This is a genomic window from Streptomyces sp. DvalAA-14 (assembly GCF_900091855.1).
Taxonomy (GTDB): domain Bacteria; phylum Actinomycetota; class Actinomycetes; order Streptomycetales; family Streptomycetaceae; genus Actinacidiphila.
This window is the reverse complement of sequence record NZ_FMCH01000004.1, coordinates 1-24,552: the sequence shown is the minus strand read 5'-3', so window position 1 is coordinate 24,552 and position 24,552 is coordinate 1. Positions and strand designations below refer to the sequence as shown.

The window sequence follows — 24,552 nt, the reverse complement described above, 5'->3', positions numbered from 1 at the left end:
CGGCACAGCGGATATCCGTAGGACGCGCGATTCCGGATACGTAGATCAATGGCCGAGGAGCGCCGGGATGCGGGATTTCCCATTTCACCGGCCAGACGGCTCGCGCGGGCGGCTGTCAATAGGGATCGGCGGTATGGTTGTCGATCATGTGAAATCCGGAAATGAGCTGCCGGTTCCTTGCCGGTGCGCACGGGCCGCGGCAGGGATCCGGCGGTGACGTCGCGGTCAGCCGAGGGATGTCATGTAGCCGGTCCAGATGTCGAGCGGATAGGCGCGGCTGGCTCCCTGCGCGGCAAGGCCCCCCACGCCGGTGAGCGGAAGAAGCATCTGCGTGGTGGGGTCCACCCGGAAGACGGAGACCGCCGACGCCATCGCCTGGTCGTAGCCGACGAACCAGCCCGCGGTGTTGTCCAGTGCCGTCCCGGGCAGACCGCCGAGATCCTGCCCGGACCGCGCCGTCCCGTCTCCCCCCTGCGGCTGCCCCGGCTGTCCCGCTTGCCCTGGCTGCCCTGCCTGCCCCGCCCGCCGAGCCGCGCCCTCACCGACCGCGTCCCGCAGCGCGTCGTCCACCTCGCCCGCCACCTTCGCGGTGAACGGATGGGTGACGGCGGGTCGTTCGATGCCGATACCGGCGCCGTCGCGCGTGACGCGGAGCACCGAGTAGGGGTCGGTGTGCGTGCCGGTGCGGCCGGCGAAGGTGCCGTAGGCGCTGGCCATCCGGATCGGGCTCGGGGTCGCGGTGCCCAGGGAGAAGTCGGGGGTCTGTTCGCCGAAGCCGGTGCCGGGCAGCAGCCCCGCGTCCACCGATGCCTGGCGTACCCGGTTGAGGCCGACATCCATGCCCAGTTGCATGATCGGGCCGTTGACCGCGTGGGCCACCGCCTGCCGCAGACTGATCCGGCCCCAGGAGCGCTTGCCGGCGTTGGCGGTCTTGACGATCTTGCCGTTCCGGCTCCAGTACGGCCCCTCGGGGGTGCGGATGTCCGCGTTGTTGTCGCCGTCGTAGAGCGAGTCGGGGGTCACCGGGGTCCGGGGGGCGTCGCGTCGGCGTACGACACCGTCCCGCAGGCCGGCCGCGTACACGAAGGGCGCGTACGTCGTACCGGCCGGCACTACCGCGATGTTGGCGTCGTCGAAGCCCTGCTTGATGTAGTCGGGGCCGCCGTAGAGCGCGAGGATACGGCCGTCGGTGGCCACCGAGGCGGCGCCGACCCGGACGTCGCGGTCGGCCGGCCGGGTGGCCGGACGCAGGCTGCTCAGCCGTCCCTTCACGGCGGCGGCGAGGGCGTCGACCTTCGGCTTCTCGAAGGTCGTGTAGATCTGGTAGCCGCCCAGGTCGAACCGGGCGTCGGAGATGCCGCTGTGCGCGGAGACGTACTCCCGTGCGGTGTCCACCAGGTAGCCGGTCTGACCGCTCAACCCGGGTGGCACGGCGGGCGCCTTGGGCTCGGGGAAGACCTTGTACGTGGCGCGTTCCTTCGCCGACAGCTGGCCGATGTCGACCATCCGGTCCAGCACCCAGTTCCAACGCGCCACCGCCCGGCGGTGGTTGGCCGCGCTGATCGAAGGGTCGTACAGCCCGGCGCCCTTGAGCAGGGTTGCCAGGAAGGCCCCCTCGCTCGGGTTGAGCTGGGAGACGTCCTTGCCGTAGTAGGCCTTGGCGGCGCGCTGCACCCCGTAGGCGCCGCGGCCGAACCAGCTCGTGTTGAGGTAGCCGTCCAGGATCTGCTGCTTGCTGACCTTGTTGTCGAGCTTGACCGAGATGAGGATCTCGGTGAACTTCCGGGACAGCGTCTGGTCCTGGTCGAGGTAGACGTTCTTCACGTACTGCTGGGTGATGGTCGATCCGCCCTGTACGTCGCCGCCGGTGGCCATCTTCGTCACGGCGCGCGCGATGCCCCGGGGGGAGACGCCGTGGTCGCTGAAGAAGTTGGCGTTCTCGGCGGCCATCACCGCCCATTGCACCGAGGACGGGATGCGGTTCAGCGGCATGGCCTGCCGGTCGATCGGGCCGACGCGGGCCATCTCCGTGCCGTCGGCCCAGTAGTAGACGTTGTCCTGCTGGACGGCGACCGCGTTGAGGTCCTTGGGTATCGCGGTGCGGTCGTAGGCCACGCCGACCGCGGTGGCCGTGGCGAGGACCAGCCAGGTGAACAGCAGCAGTGTCTGCCGCAGCGAGGGCAGCCAGCGGCGCGGGCCGCGCCGTCCCCGCCGGGGGTAGTCGGGTCGCAGCCGGCGCAGCGCCCGGGGCCAGTGCAGGCGCCGCGTCCGGCGCACCGCCGCGCGCAGGGCGATACGCGCCACGCCGGTGGAGGTCCCGTCGGCCCGGGAGGCCCCCGTGGCGGCGGGCTCGGTGGACCCGGCGGACCCGGTGGACCCGGCGGACCCGGTGGACGCGTTGGATGTGGTGGACGCCCGCAACCCCCGCAGCCACGCCTTGACGTCCTTCGCAGTGACCCTCCGCACGAGCATTCCCCCAACCGGCTTGTCGGACACGACGTGGCGCGCGGCGCACGGCGCCTGGCGGCTGGAGCGTAGGAAGCCTGTCCGACCCTCCAACGATGAGTTCGCCACAGGTGTGTAACAGGTGATCGGACGGCTTGATGTCCCGACCGGGTCCGCGAGGAGGCGTTCGAGCCCGGCCAGTCGGTTACCGTCTCGTGACCGTTTGGGCCAACTACCGTTGTTTCACGGGCCGAAGGTGTGAGCCGCGCCCGGGTCCGCCGCTGTCCGCGCGCGGCAGCCGGCCATCGCAAGCGGTGGTCGGCCACCCGTCAAGAGGTCCCGCCATGGCCCGTCCGAGGATGCTCGGATCGTTCCTGAAGTCTCCCGCGAGCCCGCGCAACCGACCGCGTCCGTACCTCGTGTGCGGTCTGCTGGCGGTCGCCCTGACGGGCGCGGCGGTGGTGGGCGTCGACGAGGGCAGATCCGGGCCCGCGGCGAACGGCTCGGACCGGGCGGCGGCGGGCGGCGGTCCGGGGCAGACCTCGGCGCGGTCCCCCGCCCGGCCTCAGTCGCGGACCACGGCGCGGCCCCCCGCGTCCCCGGCGCAGCAGACTCCTTCATCGGCCCCGCCCCGCAAGAACCAGGTGATCGGGGACGGTTCCACCTCCTACACCGGTCCGCAGCCGCACCAGCCGAAGCCCGAGAAGCTGAAGCCGGGCCAAGAGCCCCCGCAGTTCGTGGTGTTCTCCTGGGACGGCGCGCTGGAGAACGACGACCACCTGTTCTCCCGCTTCCGCGAGGTGGCCAAGGAGAACAACGCCAACATGACGTTCTTCCTCAGTGGGATCTATCTGCTGCCGAAGGCGAAGCGCACGCTGTACCACCCGCCCCAGCATCCGCCGGGCTCCTCCGCGATCGACTTCCCGACCGACCAACACATCAAGTGGACCTTGCAGCAACTGCGGTTGGCGTGGGAGGACGGCGACGAGATCGGCACCCACTTCAACGGCCACTTCTGCGCCCCCGACCCGGGCGCCGGCGGGAAGTGGAGCACCGCGGACTGGATGAACGAGACGGCGCAGGCGTACTCCTTCGTGGAGAACTGGAAGACCAACACCGGCTTCAAGGACATCCCGCCGCTGCCCTTCGACTACGCGCAGGAGCTGGTCGGCGGCCGGGCCCCGTGCCTGGAGGGCCAGCAGAACCTGCTGCCGGCCGAGAAGGCGATGGGCTGGCGCTACGACGCCAGTTCGGCGGGTGACTTCCAGCAGTGGCCGGCCAAGAAGGACGGGGTCTGGGACTTCCCGCTGGAGCTGGTGCCGTATCCGGGCAAGGACTTCCAGGTCCTGTCGATGGACTTCAACTTCCTCTACAACCAGTCGGGTGGCGATGTCACCGAGGGGGATCCGGCGAAGTACCCGCTCTGGGAGAAGGAGACCCGTGACGGTTACCTGAACGGCTTCGAGCGTGCCTACAACGGCAGCCGGGCCCCGCTGTTCATCGGCAACCACTTCGAGACCTGGAACGGCGGGATATACATGCAGGCGGTGCAGGACGTCGTTGAGGACGTGTGCAAGCGCAAGGGTGTGCGCTGCGTGTCGTTCAAGGAACTGGCCGACTGGATGGACGTCCAGGACCCGGCGGTGCTGGCCAAGTTGCGCAATCTCGACCCGGGCGAGTCGCCCGACTGGAAGACGTTCCTGAAGAAGTAGCGGCCCCCGAGCCCCCGAGCCCCCGAGTCCCCGAGTCCCCTCAGCCCTGCTCCGCCACCCACCCGTACCAGTCGCCCATGCCCTCGCCGGTGGTGGCGGAGACGACCAGGACGCGGACGTGCGGGTTCACCGACCGGGCGTACCGCTCGCACTGGGCGACGTCGAAGTCCACGTAGGGCAGCAGGTCGATCTTGTTGATGACGATCAGATCGGCGGCGGCGAACATGTACGGGTACTTCAGCGGTTTGTCGCTGCCCTCGGTGACCGAGATGACCACGACCCTGCTGCGCTCGCCCAGGTCGAACAGGGCCGGGCAGACGAGGTTCCCCACGTTCTCCACCAGGACGAGGGAACCCGGCGCGGGGGACAGGGTGGTGAGGGCGCCGCGCATCATCTCGGCGTCGAGGTGGCAGCCCGCGCCGGTGTTGACCTGGACGACCGGGCAGCCGGTCCGCCGGATGCGGTCGGCGTCGAGCATGGTCTCCTGGTCGCCCTCGACGACCGAGACCGGCCGCCGGCCGGCGAGATCGCCGATGGTGCGTTCGAGCAGGGTGGTCTTGCCGGCCCCCGGCGAGCTCATCACATTCACTGCCACGATTCCCTGGGCGACGAGCCATCGGCGATTGCGTCCCGCCAGATCCTCGTTCTTGGCCAGGACTTTCTGCTCAAGGGTGATGGTTTCGCCGCTCGCCCCGCCGGCCGCCCCGTCGCCCGACTCTTCGGTGATGTCCCGGGCCACCTCGCCGCCGTTCGGGTGAACAGGGGTGAGGTCCAGGGAAAGGCGCGCACGACCATCCGCGTGACCATGAGCGTGGCCGTGCGGATGGCCGTGCGCCGAAACGTCGTCCACTCCCGGCACAGCGATTCTCGCACAGCCGCAGGTGCCACACATACGTCAGCCCACTTTCATCGAGATGATCTGAAGCTCCCGGCCCGAGGTGATCTCCACGTCCGCGCTGCCGCAGGGGCACAGCAGAACGAGATCGGTCAGCGCGAATTCGGCGCGGCAATCGCGGCACCGCGCAGATCCCGGCGGCTGGTCGATCTCCAAATGCGCGCCCTCGGCGACCGTCCCCTCGGTGATGAGATCGAAGCAGAATCGCATCGAATCGGCCACTACCGCGGTGAGGACGCCCACGCGCACCTTGACTGTACGCACCGGCCGGCCGGCCGCGCGTTCGCACACCGCGTCGACCACGCTCTGGGTGATGGACAATTCATGCACCGCTGGCACGTCCTTGCGTCATTCCCACCCGTTCGGCCCATTCGGCGTCATCGACACGGGCGAATGGGCCGGCGGGGACAGGGCAGGGTGATCGGCGGGGAGTTTATGGTGATTCTCGTGTTGACAGGGCGCCGGGACCAAGTCTAGATGGTAGCAATGTGAGCGACACCACTCGTGCGGGTCGACATCCGATCTCCGTCGTACGAGGGACAGGTCGTCGACCCCGGAAGGCGGCACCGCTATGCCGACAGAGGCAGCAGTCACAGCAGAAGACACGCTGATCCATGTGCTCTGGATCAATGCCGGCCTTAGTTGCGACGGCGATTCGGTGGCACTGACCGCCGCCACTCAGCCCAGTATCGAGGAAATCGCACTGGGCGCGCTGCCGGGCCTGCCCAAGGTCGCCGTGCACTGGCCGCTGATCGATTTCGAGTGCGGCCCCAACGGGGGCGCCGACGACTTCCTGGAGTGGTTCTTCAAAGCCGACCGGGGCGAGTTGGAACCGTTCGTGCTGGTGGTGGAGGGATCCATCCCCAACGAGCAGCTGCACGACGACGGCTACTGGAGCGGCTTCGGCAACGATCCGGCCACCGGCCAGCCCAGGACGACCAGCGAGTGGCTGGACCGGCTGGCGCCCAAGGCCACCGCGATCGTGGCGGTCGGCACCTGCGCGACCTACGGCGGCATCCACGCGATGGCGGGCAATCCGACCGGCGCGATGGGTGTGCCCGACTATCTCGGCTGGGACTGGAAGTCCAAGGCGGGAATTCCGATCGTCTGCGTGCCGGGCTGCCCGATCCAGCCGGACAACCTCTCCGAGACGCTCACCTATCTGCTCTACATGGCGACCGACCAGGCGCCGATGATTCCGCTCGACGACGCGCTGCGCCCCACCTGGCTTTTCGGCCAGACCGTGCACGAGGGCTGCGACCGGGCCGGATATTACGAGCAGGGCGATTTCGCCACCGAGTACGGCTCGCCCAAGTGCATCGTCAAACTCGGCTGCTGGGGCCCCACCGTCAAATGCAATGTGCCCAAACGGGGCTGGATGAACGGTATCGGCGGGTGCCCCAACGTCGGCGGCATCTGCATCGGCTGCACCATGCCGGGCTTCCCGGACATGTTCATGCCCTTCATGGACGAGCCCCCCGGCGGAAAACTCTCCACGAACGCGGTCGGAATCTACGGTGCGACGATGCGGCGGCTGCGGGGCATCACGACGCACACCCTCGACCGTGAACCGAAATGGCGCAAGCCGGGAAACGCTCTCACCACCGGTGCCACCCGCACCTGGTAATCACCGCTACCGAAAGAAAGATGAGGCGGCGCAATGACCGCGACGCGGAGCAAGGGTGGCAGCCGACGCCAGGGCAAGGACGAACTGGTCGAGATGGCGTGGGACCCCATCACCCGTATCGTCGGCAGCCTGGGCATCTACACGAAGATCGACTTCAAGCAGCGTGTGGTTGCCGAATGCCACAGCACGAGCTCCATCTTCCGCGGCTACTCGGTCTTCATGAAGGGCAAGGACCCGCGCGACGCGCATTTCATCACCAGCCGGATCTGCGGCATCTGCGGTGACAACCACGCCACCTGTTCGTGTTACGCGCAGAACATGGCCTACGGGGTCAAGCCGCCGCACATCGCCGAATGGATCGTCAACCTCGGCGAGGCCGCCGAGTACATGTTCGACCACAACATCTTCCAGGAGAACCTGGTCGGGGTCGACTACTGCGAGAAAATGGTCGCCGAGACCAATCCCGGGGTCCTCGAGAAGGCCAACCGCACACCCTCGCCGCACGCCGACGACCACGGGTACAAGACCATCGGCGACATCATGCGCTCGCTGAACCCGTTCACCGGCGAGTTCTACCGCGAGGCGCTCCAGGTCAGCCGGCTGACCCGGGAGATGTTCTGCCTGATGGAGGGCCGCCATGTGCACCCCTCCACGCTCTACCCCGGCGGCGTCGGCACGGTGGCGACGATCCAGCTGATGACGGACTACATCACCCGGCTGCAGCGCTACGTCGAGTTCATGAAGAAGGTCGTGCCCATGCACGACGACCTCTTCGACTTCTTCTACGAGGCGCTGCCCGGCTACGAGCAGGTCGGCAACCGGCGGATCCTGCTGGGCTGCTGGGGTTCCTTCCAGGACCCCGAGCACTGCAACTTCGAGTACAAGGACATGACCGACTGGGGCCGGAAGATGTACGTCACCCCGGGCGTGGTCGTCGACGGGAAGCTGGTCACCACCGACCTGGTGAAGATCAACCTGGGCATCCGCATCCTGCTCGGGTCGTCGTACTACGGCGACTGGCAGGACCAGGAGATGTTCGTAACCCACGACCCGCTCGGCAACCCGGTCGACCGCCGGCACCCGTGGAACCAGCACACCAACCCGGCTCCGCAGAAGCGCGATCTGGATGACAAGTACAGCTGGGTCATGTCGCCGCGCTGGTACGACGGCAAGGACTACCTCGCCCTGGACACCGGCGGCGGCCCGCTGGCACGGCTGTGGACCACCGCGCTGGCCGGCCTGGTCGACATCGGCTACGTCAAGGCGACCGGCAGCAGCGTGCAGATCAACCTGCCCAAGACCGCGCTCAAGGGGCCGGTGGAGCTGGAATGGAAGATCCCGCAGTGGAGCAACACCCTGGAGCGCAACCGGGCGCGTACCTACTTCCAGGCGTACGCGGCGGCCTGCGCGCTGCATTTCGCCGAGAAGGCGCTGGTGGAGATCCGGGCCGGGCGGACGAAGACCTGGGAGCCGTTCGAGGTGCCGGAGGAGGGCGTCGGCTGCGGCTTCACCGAGGCGGTGCGCGGCGTGCTGTCGCACCACATGGTGATCCGGGACGGCAAGATCGCCAACTACCACCCGTACCCGCCGACTCCGTGGAACGCCAGCCCGCGCGACACCTACGGCACGCCCGGGCCCTACGAGGACGCGGTGCAGGGCCAGCCGATCTTCGAGGAGAACGACCGGGAGAACTTCAAGGGCATCGACATCATGCGCACGGTCCGCAGCTTCGACCCGTGCCTGCCCTGCGGAGTCCATATGTATCTCGGCGAGGGCAAGAAGCTGGACCTGCTGCACTCGCCGACCCAGTCCGCGGGCGCGTGACGTGGCCGAGCGCCCCGAAACGACCGTGCCCGCCCCGGTGAGCCCCCCGCCGGTGAGCCCCGCCCCGGTGAGTCCCGCCACCGCCCCGGACCCCACCGCCCCGGATCCCACCGCCCCGGACCCCGCCGCCGCGGCGGACTGGCGTGCGACCGGCGAGCGGATCGACGCCCTGATCGCCGCCAGCGCCTCCGGCGGCGCGGCGGCCCGCGAGCGCAGCGAGCAACTCGTCCGCCTGGTCACCGACTTCTACGGTGCCGGTCTGACCCGGCTGCTCGACCTGGTCCACGAGCAGGGCCGTCTCGACGACGACGTGCTGGCCGCGCTGGCCGCCGACGACCTGGTGGCCAGCGTCCTGCTGGTGCACGGGCTGCACCCGTACGGCGTCGAGACCCGGGTGGAGCGGGCGCTGGACAGCGTACGGCCGTATCTGGGCTCCCACGGCGGCGATGTGGAACTGCTCGGCGTCACCGCCGACGGCGCCGTCACGCTGCGGCTGCTGGGCAGTTGCGACGGCTGCCCGTCGTCCTCGGCCACCCTGGAGCTGGCGGTGCGCGGCGCGGTGGAGGCCGCCGCGCCGGAGGTCACCGCGATCGAGGTGGAGACCGCCGACGACAAGGCGTCCGCGCCCGTGGTCCCGGTCGACGCGCTGTTCGCCCGGCTGCACGAGACCGCCGCGGCGCGGGAGGCGACCGGCTCGTCCTGGCAGCGCGTCCCGGAACTCGTCGGCCTGGAATCGGGCGCCGTCACCCGTTTCGCCGCGGCCGGCGTCCCGGTGCTGGCCTGCCGGGTCGGCGCCGACCTGTTCGCCTTCCGCGACTGGTGCGCCCGCTGCGACCAGCCGATGGAAGGCTCGGTACTGGCCCGGCGGCTGGGCGGCGGCCCCGGTGACGCGGTGCTGCGCTGCCCGGCCTGCCACGCCCACTACGACGTGCGCCGGGCCGGTGCCTGCCTCGACGCGGACGGTTCGCACCTGGAGCCCCTGCCACTGCTCACCGACGGCGCGACCGTCTCGATCGCCGTGCCCACCGCGGTGGCGACATGATCATCCGCAGCCGCCCGTCGACCCCTTCGGCCGCTTTGCTGCGGCTGCTGCGCGAACGCCCGCAACCGGCCGCCGCGGAGCGCTGCGAGATGTGCGCCGAGCCGATCGGGGAGAGCCACGCGCATGTGGTCGACCTCGACAGCCGCGCCCTGATGTGCGCCTGCCGGCCCTGCTATCTGCTGTTCAGCGACCAGCAGGCCCACCTGCACTACCGGGCCGTCCCCGAGCGGTACCTGGACTTCGGCGGCCTGACCCTGGACGAACGGACCTGGGACGAGCTCCAGATCCCGGTCGGACTGGCCTTCTTGTTCCGCAACTCCCGCCAGCAGCGCACCATCGCCTTCTACCCGGGGCCGGCCGGCGCCACCGAGTCCGAACTGCCGCTGGAGGCATGGGACACCATCGTGGCGGCCAACCCCGAACTGGCGGTGCTGCTCCCCGACGTGGAGGCACTGCTGGTGCGCCGCGAGCGGGGCTCCGCCGGCTCCTGCCACCTCGTCCCCATCGATGCCTGCTACGAGCTGGTCGGCCAACTGCGCACGCTGTGGCGGGGCTTCGACGGCGGCCGGGAAGCGCATGACGCGATCAACGCCTTCTTCACCCGGGTGCGCGGCCGCAGCCGCCCGCACGATCCGGCGGCCCGGTCATGAGCGGGCCGGCCTTCTCGGTGCTCGACGTCTTCGCCGAGCCGTACACCGTCGTCCCGCAGTTGACGGCCCGGCTGCGGATCGAGGAGGACTCCGGCGAGCGGGTGCACGCGATGGTGCTGCGCTGCCAGGCCCGGATCGAGCCGCAGCGGCGGCACTACGACGACGCCGAAGGGGACGGTCTGCGGGGCCTGTTCGGTGAGCGGGACCGCTGGCCGGACACGCTGAAGCCCTTCTTGTGGATGCAGTGCCAGGCCACCGTGCAGGGTTTCACCGGCGCCACCGAGGTCGATCTCGCGCTGCCGTGCACCTACGACTTCGATGTGATCGGCTCCCGCTACCTGCACGCCCTGGGGACCGGGGAGGTGCCGCTCACCCTGCTCTTCTCCGGCACCGTCTTCACCAAGGGCGCGGGCGGCTTCGGGGTGCGCCAGGTGCCGTGGGACTGCGAGGCCCGCCATCGGATGCCGGTCGCGGTGTGGCGGCAGATGATGTCCTACCACTTCCCCAACTCCGGTTGGATCAGGCTGGATCAGGAAGTGCTCGACCGGATCGCCGACTTCCGTGCCCGGCGCGGCCTGATCAGCTGGGACGAGACCGTGCGGACCCTGCTGGCCGACCGGGCGGAGGTGGTCACGTGACCGCCGTCGGCCGCGACCGCCGCGACCCGGATGCCCCCCGGCACGCCCGCGGCAGCACCCGCAGCACTGCGCCCGTCCCGGACCCGGCTGCCCCCGCCGGCCCCGCCGGCCCGCCCGGCCTCGACCACGTCCGGACGATTGCCGACGCGGTGCTGTACGAGGGGTACTTGCTCTACCCGTACCGCGCCAGCTCCCACAAGAACCAGTCCCGCTGGCAGTTCGGCGTCCTCGGCCCGCCGGCCGCCTCGCCGGACAGCTTCGCCGAGGAGCCGGGCATGGCGACGCAGTGCCTGCTGACGGCCCCCGGTGATCGGCCCGCCACCGTCACGGTCCGGCTGCGCTTCCTGCAGGTGCAGGTCCGCGAGGTGCAGCAGCGGACGGCGGACGGCGGCCACTCCCGGGTGGACGCGCTCACCGTGGACGGCAGGTCGGTGCTGAGCTGGGACGAGGCGGTGGAGCGGGAAGTCGCGCTGCCGGCCCTGGTGTTGGGGCAGCCGTACGACGAGGCGCACACGGTTCCCGGCGGGCAGGACATCGAGCCGCTGACCGACGCGCACGGGAACCCGGTGGGCCGGATCGTACGGCGCCGCCTGCCGCTGGTGGCCCGGATCCGGATCGGGGCAGCGGCCGACGGCGGCTTCGTCCGGCTGTCGGTGGCGGTGGACAACGAGCACCCGGACCCGGTGTCCGGCAAGGACGCCGCGATCCGGGCCTCGCTGATCGGCTCCCACCTCATCCTCCAAGCGGACGGGGCCGCGTTCGTCTCCCTGCTCGAACCGCCCGCCGGGGCGGCCCCCGCCGCGGCCCGCTGCCGGCAGCGCCGCTGCTGGCCGGTGCTGGCCGGGCCGAAGGGGTCGACCGACACCGTGCTCGGCGCGCCGATCATCCTGTACGACCACCCGGAGATCGCCGAGCAGAGTCCCGGCGCCCTGTTCGACTCCACCGAGATCGACGAGATCCTCACCTTGCGGGTGATGACGATGACCGAGCAGGAGAAGGCCGAGGCGCGCGCCACCGATCCCCGGGCCCGGGAGATCATCGACCGCTGCGACGCCATGTCGGCCGCCGAACTGCAGCAGCTGCACGGCCTGCTGCGCGACCCGCACGCCCCGCCGCCGGTCCCGGGTCCCGTGCCGGGCGCGGACGCCCACCCCGATCTGCGGGACGCCGAGCCGCCCGCCTTCGACACCGGCGGCGCCCCGTGGTGGGACCCGGCGGCCGACGCCGAGGTCAGCCCCGGATCGGACGCGGTGGTGATCGACGGGGTGCGGGTCAGCCAGGGCAGCCTGGTGCGGGTGCACCCCTCCCGGCGGGCCGACGCGCAGGACCTGTTCTTCGCCGACCAGGTAGCCCGGGTCACCGCTGTCCTGTCCGACGTCGACGGCGGGGTGCACGTGGCCCTGGTCCTCGTCGACGACCCCGCCGCCGACCTGCACGACTGGTACGGCCGGTACTTCTACTTCGCGCCCGACGAGCTGGAACCGCTGACCGCCGGGCGCGCCCAGGAACACCGAGAGGAGAGCCGATCATGAAGGTTGTGGGCATCATCACCACCGGCGTGGCCGCGGCCGCGGTGGCCACCGCGCTGGCCGTCGGCGTGATGTCGATCCCCGACGTCCGCCGCTACCTGCGGATGCGTTCGATGTGACCGCGCCGCGTGTTCGATGTCGACCGGCTGCCGAGCGAGTGAGGAAGGACGTGCGATGAGCAGGACACCAGGTGCGGATCTGCCCGAGGAGCCGCAGGAGGAACGGGGCCCGAAGGGGTCGCGCGACACCGGCTCCGAGCGGCCGTCCGCCGGGTCCGGCGCCTCCACCGGCCGGCCCGCGGCGGGCGCCGACGAGCGCTCCGACAGCTCGGTCGAGCCGAGCCGGCCGATCGATCCCGACGCGCCCCGACTGCAGTCGGGCGGAGGCTGACCGGTGGCCGATGGCGTGCTCGTGGCGGGCGTCGGCAATCTCTTCCTCGGCGACGACGGCTTCGGCCCCGAGGTGGTGCGGCAGCTGCTGCTGGCGGAGGACCTGCCGCCGCGGGTCCGGGTGGTCGACTACGGCATCCGCGGCATGCACCTGGCGTACGACCTGCTCGCCGGGTACGAGGCGCTGGTCCTCGTCGACGCCTATCCGGGCGACGGCCCGCCCGGGCGGCTGACCCTGCTGGAAGTGGGGGCCGAGCACCTCGGGACCGGTGAATTCGACGCACATGGTATGAATCCGGCCTCAATGCTGGCAAATCTCGACCAATTGGGCGGTACGCTGCCGGTCACCTACATCGTGGGCTGCACCCCCGCCGGGGTCGAGGAGGGGATCGGCCTCAGTGAGGCGGTCGCCGCCGCCGTACCCCACGCGGTCGACGCTGTACGCACCCTGGTCCGGCGGTTGGTGCCGGCCGAACCCGCAGAGCCCAGGAGTTCCTGATCATGTGCCTTGGCATCCCCGGTCGCGTCGTGGAGATCGTGGCCGGATACGCCGGCCAGCTCGCGCTCGTCGACGTCGAGGGGGCGCAGCGGCGGGTCAACATCGGGATGCTCGACGAGCCCCCGGCCGCCGGTGACTGGGTGCTGCTGCACATGGGCTTCGCGGTCGAACTCATCGACCGGGCCAAGGCCCAGGAGGCGCTGGCCGGCCTGGAGATGATGGGCCGCGGCCGGCCCCGGCGGGTGCGGCGGCGCTTCGAGGTGCGGGGCGTCGTGCAGGGCGTGGGCTTCCGGCCGTTCGTCTACGTCACCGCCTCCCGGCTCGCGCTGGCCGGCTCGGTGCTGAACACCGGCGCGGGCGTGGTCGCCGAAGTCGAGGGCGACGCCGAGGCGGTCGCGGAGTTCGGCCGACTGCTGCGCGAGCGGCCCCCGCCGCTCGCGGTGGTGGAGTCGGTGCGGGAGAGCGAGCAACCACTCGCCGGCGGCACCGCATTCACCATCGAAGACTCCCATGAGGGGGGCCGGTCCCGCACCTTGGTCTCGCCGGACATCGCCACCTGCGCGGATTGCCTGACGGAGCTGGCCGACCCGGCGGACCGGCGCTACCGCCACCCGTTCATCACCTGCACCCATTGCGGCCCCCGCTTCACCATCGTCACCGGTACGCCCTACGACCGGGCCGCCACCACCATGGCGGCGTTCGCCATGTGCGACGCCTGCCGGGCGGAGTACGAGGACCCGGCCGACCGCCGCTTCCACGCGCAGCCGATCGCCTGCCACAGCTGCGGGCCGCGGCTGGAACTGGTGCGCAAGGACACCGAGAAGAGGGCCACCGACGAGGACGCGCTGCGCGGCGCGCGGGAGTTGCTCGCCGAGGGCCGGATCGTCGCGGTCAAGGGCCTGGGCGGCTACCACCTCGCCTGCGACGCCCGCAACGACGCGGCGGTGGCCGAACTGCGGCGCCGCAAGCAGCGCGGCGGCAAGCCGTTCGCCGTGATGGTCGCCGATCTCGACGTGGCCGCCGGGCTGGTGACCGCGACGGCGGACGAGCGGGAGCTGCTGTCCGGCGTCCGCCGGCCGATCGTGCTGCTGCCCCGGCGTGCGGGCGGCGCCACCCGGTCCGGCGGCGAGGGGTCCGGCACCGAGGGGTCCGGCGAGTCCGGCGGCGAAGGGCGCGGCCGTCAGGGGCGGGGCGGCGGGCTGTCCGAGGCCGTGGCGCCGGGGAACCCCGATCTCGGGCTGATGCTCCCCTACACCCCGCTGCACGTCCTCCTCTTCGGCATCGGCGACGACCTCCCTGGTCCCGACGCGCTGGTGATGACCTCCGCCAATCGGTCCGGCGAGCCGATCGTCACCGACGACTCCCGGGCCCTGGCCGAACTGGCGGCTCTGGCCGACGCCTGGCTGCGGCACGACCGCCGGATCCAGGTGCCCTGCGACGACTCGGTCAGCCGGTTCGTGGCGGGCGCGGAACTGCCCGTCCGCAGGTCCCGCGGCTACGCGCCGCTGCCGCTCGCGCTGCCCTTCGACGTACCGCCGACGCTCGCCGTCGGCGCGGACCTGAAGAACACCTGCGCGCTGGCCGAGGACCGCTACGCCTGGATCAGCCAGCACATCGGGGACATGGGCGACCTGGCCACCGTCGAGGCGCTCACCGGCACCGAGGAGCATCTGGAGCACCTCACCGGGGTCAGGCCCGGGCTGCTGGTGGCCGACCGGCATCCCGACTACGGGTCCGGCCGCTGGGCGCGCGACCACGCCGGCGAGCGGCCGCTGCGGACCGTCCAGCACCACCACGCGCACATCGCCTCGGTGATGGGGGAGCACGGCGTCGGTGCCGCGGACCAGGTGATCGGCGTCGCCTTCGACGGCACCGGCCACGGCGCCGACGGAGCCGCCTGGGGCGGCGAGGTGCTGGTCGCCGGCTACCGGTCCTTCCGCCGGGCCGCGCACCTCGGCTACGTACCGCTGGCCGGCGGTGACGCGAGCGTGCTGCGGCCCTACCGGATGGCGCTGGCGCACCTGTACGCGGCCGGGATCGGGTGGGACGAGGCGATGCCGGCCGTCCGGGCCTGCCCGGTGCGGGAACGGAACGTGCTGGCACACCAGTTCGTGACCGGCTTCGGCTGTGTGCCCACTTCGAGCATGGGACGGCTCTTCGACGCGGTCGCCTCGCTGGCCGGAGTCCGGCACGAGGTGGACTACGAGGCGGAGGCGGCCGTGGCGCTGGAGGGGCTGGCCCGGTCGGCGGCGGCGTCCCCCGACAGCGCGGGCGGCTACAGGTTCGGCGTCGACCCGGCGGGCGGGGAGGCGGCCGCGGCGTCGGACGCCGCCGGTCCGTTCGCCGTCGCCGATCCGGCGCCGGTCGTCCGGGCGGTGGTGTCCGACGTACGGGCCGGGGTCGGCGCGGCGGTGATCGCGGCGCGCTTCCACGCGGCCGTCGCGGCTCTCGTCGGCGACCTCGCGGACCTCTGCCGCGACCGGACCGGCCTGGAAGTGGTGGCCCTCGGCGGCGGTGTCTTCCAGAACGCCGTGCTGCTCACCCAGGCCCAACACACCTTGACCGAGCGGGGTTTCACTGTCCTGCGCCCGCGGCTGCTGCCTCCCAACGACGGCGGGATCGCCCTGGGCCAGCTGCTGATCGCCGCCGCGGGCTGACGGGATCCGTGCCGAACGCCCACCGAGAAGAGAGAGGGACCATGTGTCTGGCAGTTCCCGGGCGGGTGCTCAGCACCGCCGAAGTCGACGGCACCTTGATGGCGGAGGTGGACTTCGGCGGGGTGCGCAAGGAGGTCTGCCTCCAGTACATCCCCGACGCGGCGGTCGGTGAATACGTCATCGTGCACGTCGGATTCGCCATCCAGCGCCTCGACGAGCGGTCGGCCCAGGAGACGCTGGCCAGCTTCGACCGGCTCGGCATCCTCGCCGAGGAGTTCGGCGACGGGTTCGAACCGGCGGCCAGGCAGCAGCAGTTCATCGAAGGAGCAGGCCGGTGAAGTACCTCGAGGAGTTCAGCGACCCCGAGCGGGCGAAGAAGCTGATCGACCAGATCCACGCCGCCACCACCCAGCGGTGGGCGATGATGGAGGTCTGCGGCGGCCAGACCCACTCGATCATCCGGCACGGCATCGACCAACTGCTGCCCGAGGGCGTGGAACTGATCCACGGCCCCGGCTGCCCGGTCTGCGTGACACCGCTGGAGATCATCGACCGGGCCCTGGCGATCGCCGCCCGCCCCGAGGTCGTCTTCTGCTCCTTCGGGGACATGCTGCGGGTGCCGGGCAGCAGCCAGGACCTGTTCTCCGTCAAGAGCGCCGGCGGTGACGTGCGGGTGGTGTACTCGCCGCTCGACGCGCTGAAGCTGGCCCGGGAGAACCCGGACCGGGAGGTCGTCTTCTTCGGTATCGGCTTCGAGACCACCGCGCCGGCCAACGCGATGACCGTCCACCAGGCCCGGCGGCTCGGCGTGCGGAACTTCTCCCTGCTGGTGTCGCATGTCCTGGTGCCGCCGGCGATCGCAGCCATCATGGAGTCCGCCAGCTGCCGGGTGCAGGCGTTCCTCGCGGCCGGGCACGTGTGCAGCGTGATGGGCACCGCCGAATACCCGCCGCTGGCTGAGAAGTACCAGGTCCCCATCGTGGTCACCGGCTTCGAACCGCTGGACATCCTGGAGGGCATCCGCCGTACCGTCCTCCAACTCGAAGCCGGCCGGCACGAGATGGAGAACGCCTACCCCCGTGCCGTGCGCGACGAGGGCAATGTGCCGGCCATGGAGATGCTGCGCGACGTCTTCGAGGTCACCGACCGGACCTGGCGCGGCATCGGGACGATCCCGCGCAGCGGCTGGAAACTGTCCGCGAAATACCGGGAGTTCGACGCCGAGCAGCGCTTCGACGTGGCGGGGATCCACACCGCCGAATCGTCGCTGTGCCGGTCCGGCGAGGTGCTCCAGGGGCTGATCAGACCGCAGGAGTGCGGGTCGTTCGGAAAGCAGTGCACCCCGAGGAATCCGCTCGGCGCGACGATGGTCTCCTCCGAGGGCGCCTGCGCCGCCTATTACGCCTACCGCCGACTGGAACTGGTCGATGCCCCGTGACTGACGCGATGCAAGCCACCCTGGACGAGCTGGACTTCGAGGGCTGGGTCTGCCCCGTGCCGCTCCGGGACACCCCGTCGGTCGTGATGGGCCACGGCGGTGGCGGGGCGATGTCGGGCGAGCTGATCGAGCACCTGTTCCTGCCCGCCTTCGGCGCCGCGGCGACCGCCGAACTCGGCGACTGCGCCGTCCTGTCGGTGGGTGACGGCACCCGGCTGGCCTTCTCCACCGACTCCTTCGTGGTCAAGCCCATGTTCTTCCCCGGCGGCTCCATCGGCGACCTCGCGGTGAACGGGACGGTCAACGACCTGGCCATGTCGGGTGCCACGCCGCTGTTCCTGTCGACGGCGTTCATCCTCCAGGAGGGCACCGGGCTGTCCGAACTGGGCCGTATCGCGCAGGCGATGGGCACCGCGGCGCAGGCGGCCGGGGTCCGGCTGGTCACCGGGGACACCAAGGTCGTCGACAGCGCCAGCGGGGACGGCGTCTACATCACCACCGCGGGTATCGGGGTGATCCCCGACGGCGTGCACATCGACCCGCGCCGGGCCCGGCCCGGCGACGCCGTGCTGATCAGCGGCGACATCGGGGTGCACGGCATCGCCGTCCTGAGCTGCCGGCAGGGCCTGGAGTTCGGCACCGCGGTGGAGAGCGACACCGCCGCCCTGCACGGCCTGGTCGCGGCGATGCTCGCCACCGGCGCCGATCTGCACGTCCTGCGCGACCCGACCCGCGGCGGGGTCGCGGCCACGCTCAACGAGATCGCCGGCGCCTCGAAGGTCGGCGTCGAACTCGTCGAGCGCCACCTGCCCGTTCCGCCGGCGGTGCGGGACGCGTGCAGTCTGCTCGGCCTCGACCCGCTGCAAGTGGCCAACGAGGGAAAGCTGGTGGCCTTCGTCCCCGCCGACCGCGCCGACCAGGTGCTGGCGGCGCTGCGGGCGCACCCGCTCGGGCGGTCCGCCGCCAGGATCGGCACCTGCGTACCGGAACACCCCGGGATGGTGGTGGCCAGAACCGGGCTGGGCGGCACCCGGGTGGTCGGCCTGCCGATCGGCGAACAACTGCCGAGGATCTGCTGACATGAGCGAGCAGGGCGCGCTGTTGTTCGCGCGCTACGCCTATCCCCCCAACGAACTGGGCTACTGCGGTCCCCCGGACGCCTCCGCCCTGCTCCGCGCCGACGCGACCGCCGGGATCGAAGGCCAGGCCCGGCAGTTCGAGGGTGCCTGGTGCTATCTCGAGTTCCTCGCCGAGTCGGCCGGCCTGCCCGATCCGCTCGACGAACGCGTGGTCGAGGCGTACTGGATCGGCAACGACCTGCTGGACAAGACCGATCCCGCCGCCCTGCTCGACCGGATGCTGGACCGCTTCCGGGGCCAGCTCGGCGGCACCTGGCGCGAGGCGGCGGACCGGGCCCTGGCCCACCACAGCTTCCAGGTGTTCGACGTCTACCCGTGGGCCCGGATGCTGCGCGCCGCCGGCAACCCGACCGCGCTGTCCGTGCTCGACCAGTGCCGGATCCGAACCGGCGTGGTGCTCGCCGTGGACGGCGAGTCGGCGGCCGTGGAATCCCGCCCACTGACCTGGGACGGCCACGCGATGCTGCCCGGCCCGCCCCGCCGGGAGGCCGCCCGCTGGTCGACCGGCGGCCGGTCCCTGATCGCGCGGCCGCGCCCGGGCGACCGGGTGGCCCTGCACTGGGACTGGGTCTGCGACGTGATCACCGAGGAGCAGGCCGCCCGGGTCGAAGCGCTGGAGGCCCGCCACCACCGCGCCCACCACCGCGCCTGAGCGCCGCCCCACCGGACCGCCGGGGACCGGTGGGGCGGGGGCCGGCGGGGCGGCGGCTCAGTCGACCGCCAGCAGCCGAGCCGGCGCGATCCGGGACTGGGCACGGATCGGTACCGCCAGCGCCGCGCAGACCAGCACGATCGCCGCCACCGTGGCGAGCAGCGCGGCGCCCGCCACGGCCGGCAGATGGCCGGTCAGTACGCCCCGGCCGATCCCCACGACCGCGGCCAGTCCGAGCACCGCGCCGGTCAGGCCGCCCAGGACGGACAGCCCGATGCCCTCGTAGAGGGTGATGCGGGCGAGTTCGCGGCTGGTCCAGCCGGTGGCGCGCAGCACCGCGAGGTCGGCGGCGCGTTCGCGCTGGGACAGCACCAGCACGTCCACCGCCCCGGCCGCGCCGAGCAGCAGCGACAGTGCGACGCTGAGATAGTCGGCGCCTCGGGCCTGGGCGACCACCGCGTCGCCGAGCAGCGAGCCGGCCACCTCGCCCTGGAAGGCCAGGGTGACGGCGAGCAGTACCGTGAAGGCCGCCACGCCGAGCGCCAGTCCGGCCGCGCCCAGTACCGTCCGGCCGCGTACCCGCAGCAGGTTGCGCAGCGCCAGGCCCGCCACCGTCCGCACCGGGGCCGCCCGGCGGCCGGCGGTCACCGGGGGCGTGACCGCGTCGAGCGGTCCGACCCGGGTGGCCCGCCAGGCCGGGAGCAGCCCGGCCAGCAGGGCCAGCAGCAGCGCGACCGGCAGCACCAGGGCCGCCTTGGCCGCCGCGTCGGCCAGGTCGAGCGCTTCGCCCAGACCATAGGCGAGCAGCGAGCCCAGCGCGCCGGCGACCAGCCCGATCACCGTGAGCTCGCCGAGGATCAGCCGGAGGATCTCCGAGGCGCTCCAGCCCAGGCAGCGCAGTGTGCCGATCTCGGTGCGGCGCGACCGCACCGAGGCCAGCGACGCCTGGCCGAGGAAGAGTCCGCACACCACCAGCACGAGGACGAACAGGATCGCGCTCTTGGTGTCCACGGCCGTCAAGATGTGCAGGGCCACGCCCTTGGCGGTCCAGTTCTCCCGGACGCGCAGTCCTCCCGGCAGCGCGATGGTCTGCGGGGCCGGCGAGCTGCCGACGGTGATGTCCACCTGCAGCCCGGGGAACGCGGTACGGATCTGGCCGGCCACCGCGTTGACCCGGGCCCGGGAGGCGGCGTCCACGCCGGTCACCCCGGCCACCCGGATACGGATCGCGCTGACCGGTGCCTTGTCCTGCAGTGACGGCGCCCGGCGGCTGCGGGTGAGTCCGGGGATCGAGTCGATCGTGGTGAGCAGGGTGGGCGGTGGCGCGAGATAGCCGCCGAGATTGCGGTCGGGTCGCAGCGGCTGGTTGTGCAGGGCGGCCCGGCTGGCGGCGTCGGCGCCGGTGACCTGCGGCGTTTGGTAGGTCTCCAGCGGGACATTGTCCAGTGCCGAGGAGAAGCCGGGCAGTTCGGCGGTGTCGTAGCGGCCGACGATGTCCAGGTCCGGGACGGGGGCGCGGCCGGAGTCCTGCTCGATGCAGGTCTTCGTCCCGAAGCAGCCGGAGGAGGTGCCGGGGTGGCCGGTGACCTTGCGGAGCTGCGTGCCGGTGTTCTCCTCGGGGACGTAGCGAACGAACTGCTGGTCCTGATTCGTCCGCCAGATCTCGGGCGACTGGGCGGGCTTGGTCCGCGGGGCCAGCCCCTGCTTCGTGCGGGTGTAGTCGACCGGGCCGACCGTCCAGTAGTCCTCGGCGTCCAGGTCGGCCGTCGCCCCGGTGGCGGCCTGGAAGCCCTTGTCGAGGTCGGCGGTGACCTGCCCGACGGGCGTACCGGGCAGCCCGTTGACGAAGTCGTGGGCGGTCGGACTGCCCAGTTTCGCCGGCAGGGCCGCCGGGTCGGGCGGATCCAGCCGCTCAACGGTGGCGTGCAGGGTGTCGGCGGTCAGCGCCTTGCTGCTGAGCAGCACGGGGATCTTGTAGAACGGTTTGTCCGAGTAGCTCGTGTCGGTCGTCCAGACCGGCTTGTCCCGCTCGGTGAGCATCCGGCCGGAGGTGACCGTTCGGCTCACGCCCACCAGCTGGTCCTCGGCGGCGGGATCGATCGCCGACAGCAGCACCGGGTAGGAGGTGGGGACCTCCACGGTCGCCTTGCCCCGGCCCGACTGGCAGTTGAGCCAGGAGTTCATGTCCGCTTCGAACGGCGAGTGCTCCTCGAGGTCCTCGGGGACGGGCGTGGGCGCCATCGGCTTGCCGTCGGCGCCGGTCGCCATCTCGGTCTTGTCGTCGTCGTAGTACCAGCAGACGTAGGAGCCGCCCTTGGCGGTGTGCTCCTGCTGCAGGCCGGGGAAGGTGGTGTCGGACCAGGTATGGGAGGTCGTGATCGGGTCGCGGGTCAGGTAGACGTACTGGTCGGCGGCCCGATAGCTGCCCTGGCCGGCGGTCACCGTCGGTGTCAGCCGCAGTAGTTGGCTGGGGGCCTTGCTGTCGAGGAAGGCCGAGACGTCGACCGGGACCATCGTCTGCACCATCAGATAGCCGATGTTGGCGATCGGCGCGGCGACCTGCACCCCGGCGAGGGCCTTGATCCGGTCGTACTGGCCGAGCGTGATGCCGCCGAACACACCGGACAGGAAGTTGGCGCCGACCAGGCCGTCCTGCCGCTCGACGGCGGTGGTGGAGTCCGGCGGGCGGACCAGGACGTCGTACGCGGAGCGGTCGTTGTGCTGCACCGTGCCCACGGTCCGCGCCTGGCTGGTGGTCACCGTGGAGGTGAGCAGGGTGAAGCTGGTGGCGGCGACCAGGATGCCGGTTGCCAGCGCGAGGGCCCGACCGCGGCGGCGCCGCAGTTGGGACCAGATCATGGCGATCACGGACGCAGGCCTCCGAGCCGGTCGAGGACGTCGTCGGCGGGGGTGATCCGCTCGTCGGCGATGATGCGGCCGTCCTGCAGTCGTACGATCCGGTCGCAGCTGGCGGCGACCTCGCTGTCGTGGGTGGCGACCAGCATCGTCATGCCGTACCGCTCGCGCAGCGAGAGCAGCAGGTCGATGATCTCCCGGCCGATGACGCTGTCCAGGTTGCCGGTCGGCTCGTCGGCCAGCAGCAGTCCGGGGCGGTTGATCAACGCCCGGGCGACCGCGACGCGTTGCTGCTGACCGCCGGACAGCTCGGAGGGCAGCGCGTCGGCGCGCCCGGTGAGTCCCACCGCGTCCAGGAGTTCGGTGGCGCGGGCGCGCCGGTCGAAGCCGACGCGTCGGGGCAGGACCGGCGCGAGCACGTTGTCGAGCACGGTCAGCGCGGGCAGCAGGTGGAAGCGCTGGAAGACGAAGCCGATCCGCCGTCGGTGCGCGTCCAGTTGACGAGCAGTCAGTTTCTCGCCGTCGATCTCGATCGTGCCGGAGTCGGGCTGGTCCATGCCGCCGACCAGATGCAGCACGGTGGACTTGCCGGCGCCGGACGGGCCGGTGAGCGCGACGGCGGTGCCGTCCTCGATCTCCAGGTCCACCTCGTCGAGCGCGGTCAGTCCCGGATACCGGCGGGTGACGCCCCGCAGTGCCACTCCCATGGCGCCTCCCTGACTTGCTGAATTGTCGCAATGCAGGAGTACATTGTCACAATCCAGGAGGAGTGTAAATGCCACTGCATCACGCGGTACTCGCACTGCTGACCGACCGGCCGAACCACGGCTACGAGCTGCGAGGACGTTTCCAGGAGGCCATCGGACCCCAGTGGGGCGGCCTCAACATCGGGCACCTGTACCAGATCCTGGACCGCCTGGTCCGCGACGGCTTCGTCACCCGGTCCCAGGTGACCCAGGCCGACCGCCCCGACAAGACGCTCTACACCATCACCCCGGCCGGGCAGGACGAGCTGCGAAGCTGGGCCACCAGCGCCTGGGTGCGCACCGGCGGCTTCCGCGACGAGCTGTTCCTGAAGCTGTTCGGTGCGGCCTCGCTCGGCTCGGCCGCCCTCGCCGCGCTGGTGACCGCCCAGCGCCAGGCGTACCTGTCCGAGCTGGCCGGCCTGACCCGGTTGCGCCGCTCGCACACCGGCGATCCGCTGGTGGCACTGCTCATCGACGCGGCCATCGCCCATACGAAGGCGGACCTGGAACTGGTGGACACCGCCGGCCGCCGGCTGACCCCGCTGGCCGAGAACGGGGCGGCGGCGGGCAGTGCGGCGGGCAGCGCCGCGGTCGGGGCCTCGGCCCGGACGCCGCCTGACGGAGCGGAGGACGAACCGGCTGAGGTACCGGGTGAGGTACGGGGTGAGGTACGGGGCCAGGAGGCCGACGCGCCGTCGGCGGTACGGAAGTTGCGGGGGCGCAGGGCCTGACCGGCCGACGCCGGGAGGGCGTTCAGCTCATCCGGCGCAGGCCGTCGCGCAGCCGGCGGCCCGCGGCCAGGCGCCGCTCGTAGGTGGCGCCCACGAAGACCAGCAGCAGCCCGGCGGCGGCCAGCGGGGCCCAGCGGGGCAGGACGCCCAGCGACTGGGCGATTTCCGGGGCCAGTTCGTGGAGGGCGTCGGCGACCAGGACGGCGCCGCCGATCAGCAGCGGGGCCTGCAGACGGTACCGCGCCCCCAGCAGGGTCACCGTGAGAGCGGTGAGACCGAGCAGCAGCGGACGCAGCCAGTGGGTGTCCGCCCAGGCGGCCCCGAGACCGGGCAGCAGCGTCACGGCGAGCCCGCCGCCGTAGGCCGCCCACGAGGTGGTCCCGGGCACGCGGCGACGGCGCAGGTGGCCGAGCACCAGGACGACGGCGCTGACGGTGACGGTGTAGGGCTCCGGCGCGGCGACCGCCGCCAGCACCAGCCGCACCCAGGAAGCCCCGATCAGCAGGACGCTGGCAGCGAGCACCGCGGCCCGGCGCCGGTCGGGCCGCAGCGCCACCCCCAGCGCGGCGGCGCCCGTGACGGACAGCGCGACACTGAAAGCGTCCGGGTTCGCCGCGGTCATCAGCAGCGCGGCGGCGGCCAGCCCGTACCCGGTCAACTCGACGGCCAGGCTGCGCAGTACGGCGGCGGCCGGCACGGAGTCGACCGCGACACCGAGCAGCGCGAAGGCCGCCAGGTGGGCGGGCAGACCGGCCGCGCCGGCCGCCCGCGCCGCCTCGACCCCCAAGGCGGCCACCGTGCACGCCGCCGCGCCGGCCCCGATCAGGTGGCGTTCGGTGTCCCGGCGCAGGGCCGCGGCCAGACCGGCCGCCAGCAGCGCCGTCGCACCCCACACGGTGAGGGCGGCCCGGTCGTCGGGCCACGACCAGGCAAGGGCGAGCGCCGCGGGCGCGACCAGGGCGCAGAGTTGCGGGGCACGTTCGGCTGCCGGGCGCCGCAGCAGCCGGACAGCCCCGGCGCAGGCCGGAAGCCAGGCCGCGGCGAGCGCGGCGGCGTACGGCAGCCCGGCGGCCACCGGGGTCA

Annotated in this window: 21 protein-coding genes; 15 read left to right on the top strand and 6 right to left on the bottom strand. The window is 71.8% G+C overall.

The window, feature by feature from the left end; translation table 11 throughout:
- Positions 1-225: 225 nt before the first annotated feature.
- Positions 226-2,472, bottom strand: a complete 2,247-nt coding sequence (locus tag GA0115240_RS00180; protein ID WP_176724943.1) for a transglycosylase domain-containing protein — start codon at positions 2,470-2,472, stop codon at positions 226-228.
- Between the two features lie 317 nt (positions 2,473-2,789).
- On the opposite strand from GA0115240_RS00180, the gene GA0115240_RS00175 reads away from it, so the two are divergent.
- Positions 2,790-4,157, top strand: coding sequence for a hypothetical protein (locus GA0115240_RS00175; RefSeq protein ID WP_237554478.1), 1,368 nt, complete (start codon positions 2,790-2,792; stop codon positions 4,155-4,157).
- Between the two features lie 40 nt (positions 4,158-4,197).
- Here the strand turns inward: GA0115240_RS00175 and hypB are convergent, their stop codons facing one another.
- Positions 4,198-5,007 (bottom strand): hydrogenase nickel incorporation protein HypB, encoded by an 810-nt coding sequence (gene hypB / locus GA0115240_RS00170; RefSeq protein WP_256069337.1) that lies wholly within the window; start codon positions 5,005-5,007, stop codon positions 4,198-4,200.
- A gap of 45 nt (positions 5,008-5,052) precedes the next feature.
- On the bottom strand, positions 5,053-5,382 hold the full coding sequence (locus tag GA0115240_RS00165) for a hydrogenase maturation nickel metallochaperone HypA/HybF (protein WP_093734583.1): 330 nt from the start codon (positions 5,380-5,382) through the stop codon (positions 5,053-5,055).
- Between the two features lie 241 nt (positions 5,383-5,623).
- Between GA0115240_RS00165 and GA0115240_RS00160 the strand changes: the two genes are divergently transcribed.
- The 13 genes from GA0115240_RS00160 to GA0115240_RS00100 all read left to right on the top strand — a co-directional run bounded on the left by GA0115240_RS00160 (position 5,624) and on the right by GA0115240_RS00100 (position 19,136).
- The gene (locus tag GA0115240_RS00160) at positions 5,624-6,679 is read left to right on the top strand and encodes an NADH-quinone oxidoreductase subunit B family protein (RefSeq protein WP_093734582.1); all 1,056 of its coding nucleotides are present in this window, start codon (positions 5,624-5,626) and stop codon (positions 6,677-6,679) included.
- A gap of 33 nt (positions 6,680-6,712) precedes the next feature.
- Positions 6,713-8,503 (top strand): nickel-dependent hydrogenase large subunit, encoded by a 1,791-nt coding sequence (locus GA0115240_RS00155; RefSeq protein ID WP_093734581.1) that lies wholly within the window; start codon positions 6,713-6,715, stop codon positions 8,501-8,503.
- Positions 8,504-8,570: 67 nt separating this feature from the next.
- Positions 8,571-9,545: a NifU family protein gene (locus tag GA0115240_RS00150; RefSeq protein WP_202450893.1), complete on the top strand. Its 975-nt coding sequence runs from the start codon at positions 8,571-8,573 to the stop codon at positions 9,543-9,545.
- Entirely contained in the window at positions 9,542-10,195 is a 654-nt protein-coding gene (locus tag GA0115240_RS00145; RefSeq protein WP_093734580.1) for a DUF5947 family protein, read from the top strand. Before GA0115240_RS00150 ends, GA0115240_RS00145 begins: the two co-directional genes overlap by 4 nt.
- The gene (locus tag GA0115240_RS00140; RefSeq protein ID WP_093734579.1) at positions 10,192-10,833 is read left to right on the top strand and encodes a DUF6084 family protein; all 642 of its coding nucleotides are present in this window, start codon (positions 10,192-10,194) and stop codon (positions 10,831-10,833) included. Before GA0115240_RS00145 ends, GA0115240_RS00140 begins: the two co-directional genes overlap by 4 nt.
- Positions 10,830-12,365, top strand: a complete 1,536-nt coding sequence (locus GA0115240_RS00135; protein WP_202450892.1) for a hypothetical protein — start codon at positions 10,830-10,832, stop codon at positions 12,363-12,365. The genes GA0115240_RS00140 and GA0115240_RS00135 overlap by 4 nt, the downstream gene beginning before the upstream one ends.
- A 171-nt stretch (positions 12,366-12,536) precedes the next feature.
- Positions 12,537-12,752 (top strand): hypothetical protein, encoded by a 216-nt coding sequence (locus GA0115240_RS00130; RefSeq protein ID WP_093734578.1) that lies wholly within the window; start codon positions 12,537-12,539, stop codon positions 12,750-12,752.
- 3 nt (positions 12,753-12,755) lie between these two features.
- Positions 12,756-13,250 carry a hydrogenase maturation protease gene (locus GA0115240_RS00125; RefSeq protein WP_093734577.1) on the top strand — a complete coding sequence of 165 codons (495 nt, stop codon included), beginning with the start codon at positions 12,756-12,758 and terminating at the stop codon, positions 13,248-13,250.
- Between the two features lie 2 nt (positions 13,251-13,252).
- Positions 13,253-15,907 carry a HypC/HybG/HupF family hydrogenase formation chaperone gene (gene hypC / locus GA0115240_RS00120; RefSeq protein WP_093734576.1) on the top strand — a complete coding sequence of 885 codons (2,655 nt, stop codon included), beginning with the start codon at positions 13,253-13,255 and terminating at the stop codon, positions 15,905-15,907.
- A gap of 41 nt (positions 15,908-15,948) precedes the next feature.
- On the top strand, positions 15,949-16,245 hold the full coding sequence (locus tag GA0115240_RS00115) for a HypC/HybG/HupF family hydrogenase formation chaperone (RefSeq protein ID WP_093734575.1): 297 nt from the start codon (positions 15,949-15,951) through the stop codon (positions 16,243-16,245).
- Positions 16,242-17,345, top strand: a complete 1,104-nt coding sequence (gene hypD / locus GA0115240_RS00110) for a hydrogenase formation protein HypD (protein ID WP_093734574.1) — start codon at positions 16,242-16,244, stop codon at positions 17,343-17,345. The genes GA0115240_RS00115 and hypD overlap by 4 nt, the downstream gene beginning before the upstream one ends.
- Before the next feature lie 8 nt (positions 17,346-17,353).
- On the top strand, positions 17,354-18,424 hold the full coding sequence (gene hypE / locus GA0115240_RS00105) for a hydrogenase expression/formation protein HypE (RefSeq protein ID WP_093734573.1): 1,071 nt from the start codon (positions 17,354-17,356) through the stop codon (positions 18,422-18,424).
- Between the two features lies 1 nt (position 18,425).
- Positions 18,426-19,136 carry a DUF6390 family protein gene (locus tag GA0115240_RS00100; RefSeq protein WP_093734572.1) on the top strand — a complete coding sequence of 237 codons (711 nt, stop codon included), beginning with the start codon at positions 18,426-18,428 and terminating at the stop codon, positions 19,134-19,136.
- Between the two features lie 57 nt (positions 19,137-19,193).
- Here the strand turns inward: GA0115240_RS00100 and GA0115240_RS00095 are convergent, their stop codons facing one another.
- Both GA0115240_RS00095 and GA0115240_RS00090 read right to left on the bottom strand, forming a co-directional pair.
- Positions 19,194-21,995: an ABC transporter permease gene (locus tag GA0115240_RS00095; RefSeq protein WP_093734590.1), complete on the bottom strand. Its 2,802-nt coding sequence runs from the start codon at positions 21,993-21,995 to the stop codon at positions 19,194-19,196.
- Between the two features lie 5 nt (positions 21,996-22,000).
- A complete protein-coding gene (locus GA0115240_RS00090; protein ID WP_093734571.1) occupies positions 22,001-22,699 on the bottom strand; it encodes an ABC transporter ATP-binding protein in 699 nt (232 codons plus the stop codon).
- A 68-nt stretch (positions 22,700-22,767) separates the two neighbouring features.
- Here GA0115240_RS00090 and GA0115240_RS00085 point away from each other — a divergent pair, with 68 nt between their 5' ends.
- Positions 22,768-23,469, top strand: a complete 702-nt coding sequence (locus tag GA0115240_RS00085) for a PadR family transcriptional regulator (RefSeq protein ID WP_093734570.1) — start codon at positions 22,768-22,770, stop codon at positions 23,467-23,469.
- A gap of 22 nt (positions 23,470-23,491) precedes the next feature.
- Here GA0115240_RS00085 and GA0115240_RS36515 read toward each other — a convergent pair.
- On the bottom strand, positions 23,492-24,552 hold a 1,061-nt coding region (locus GA0115240_RS36515; RefSeq protein WP_370673246.1), incomplete at its 5' end, for an SCO7613 C-terminal domain-containing membrane protein.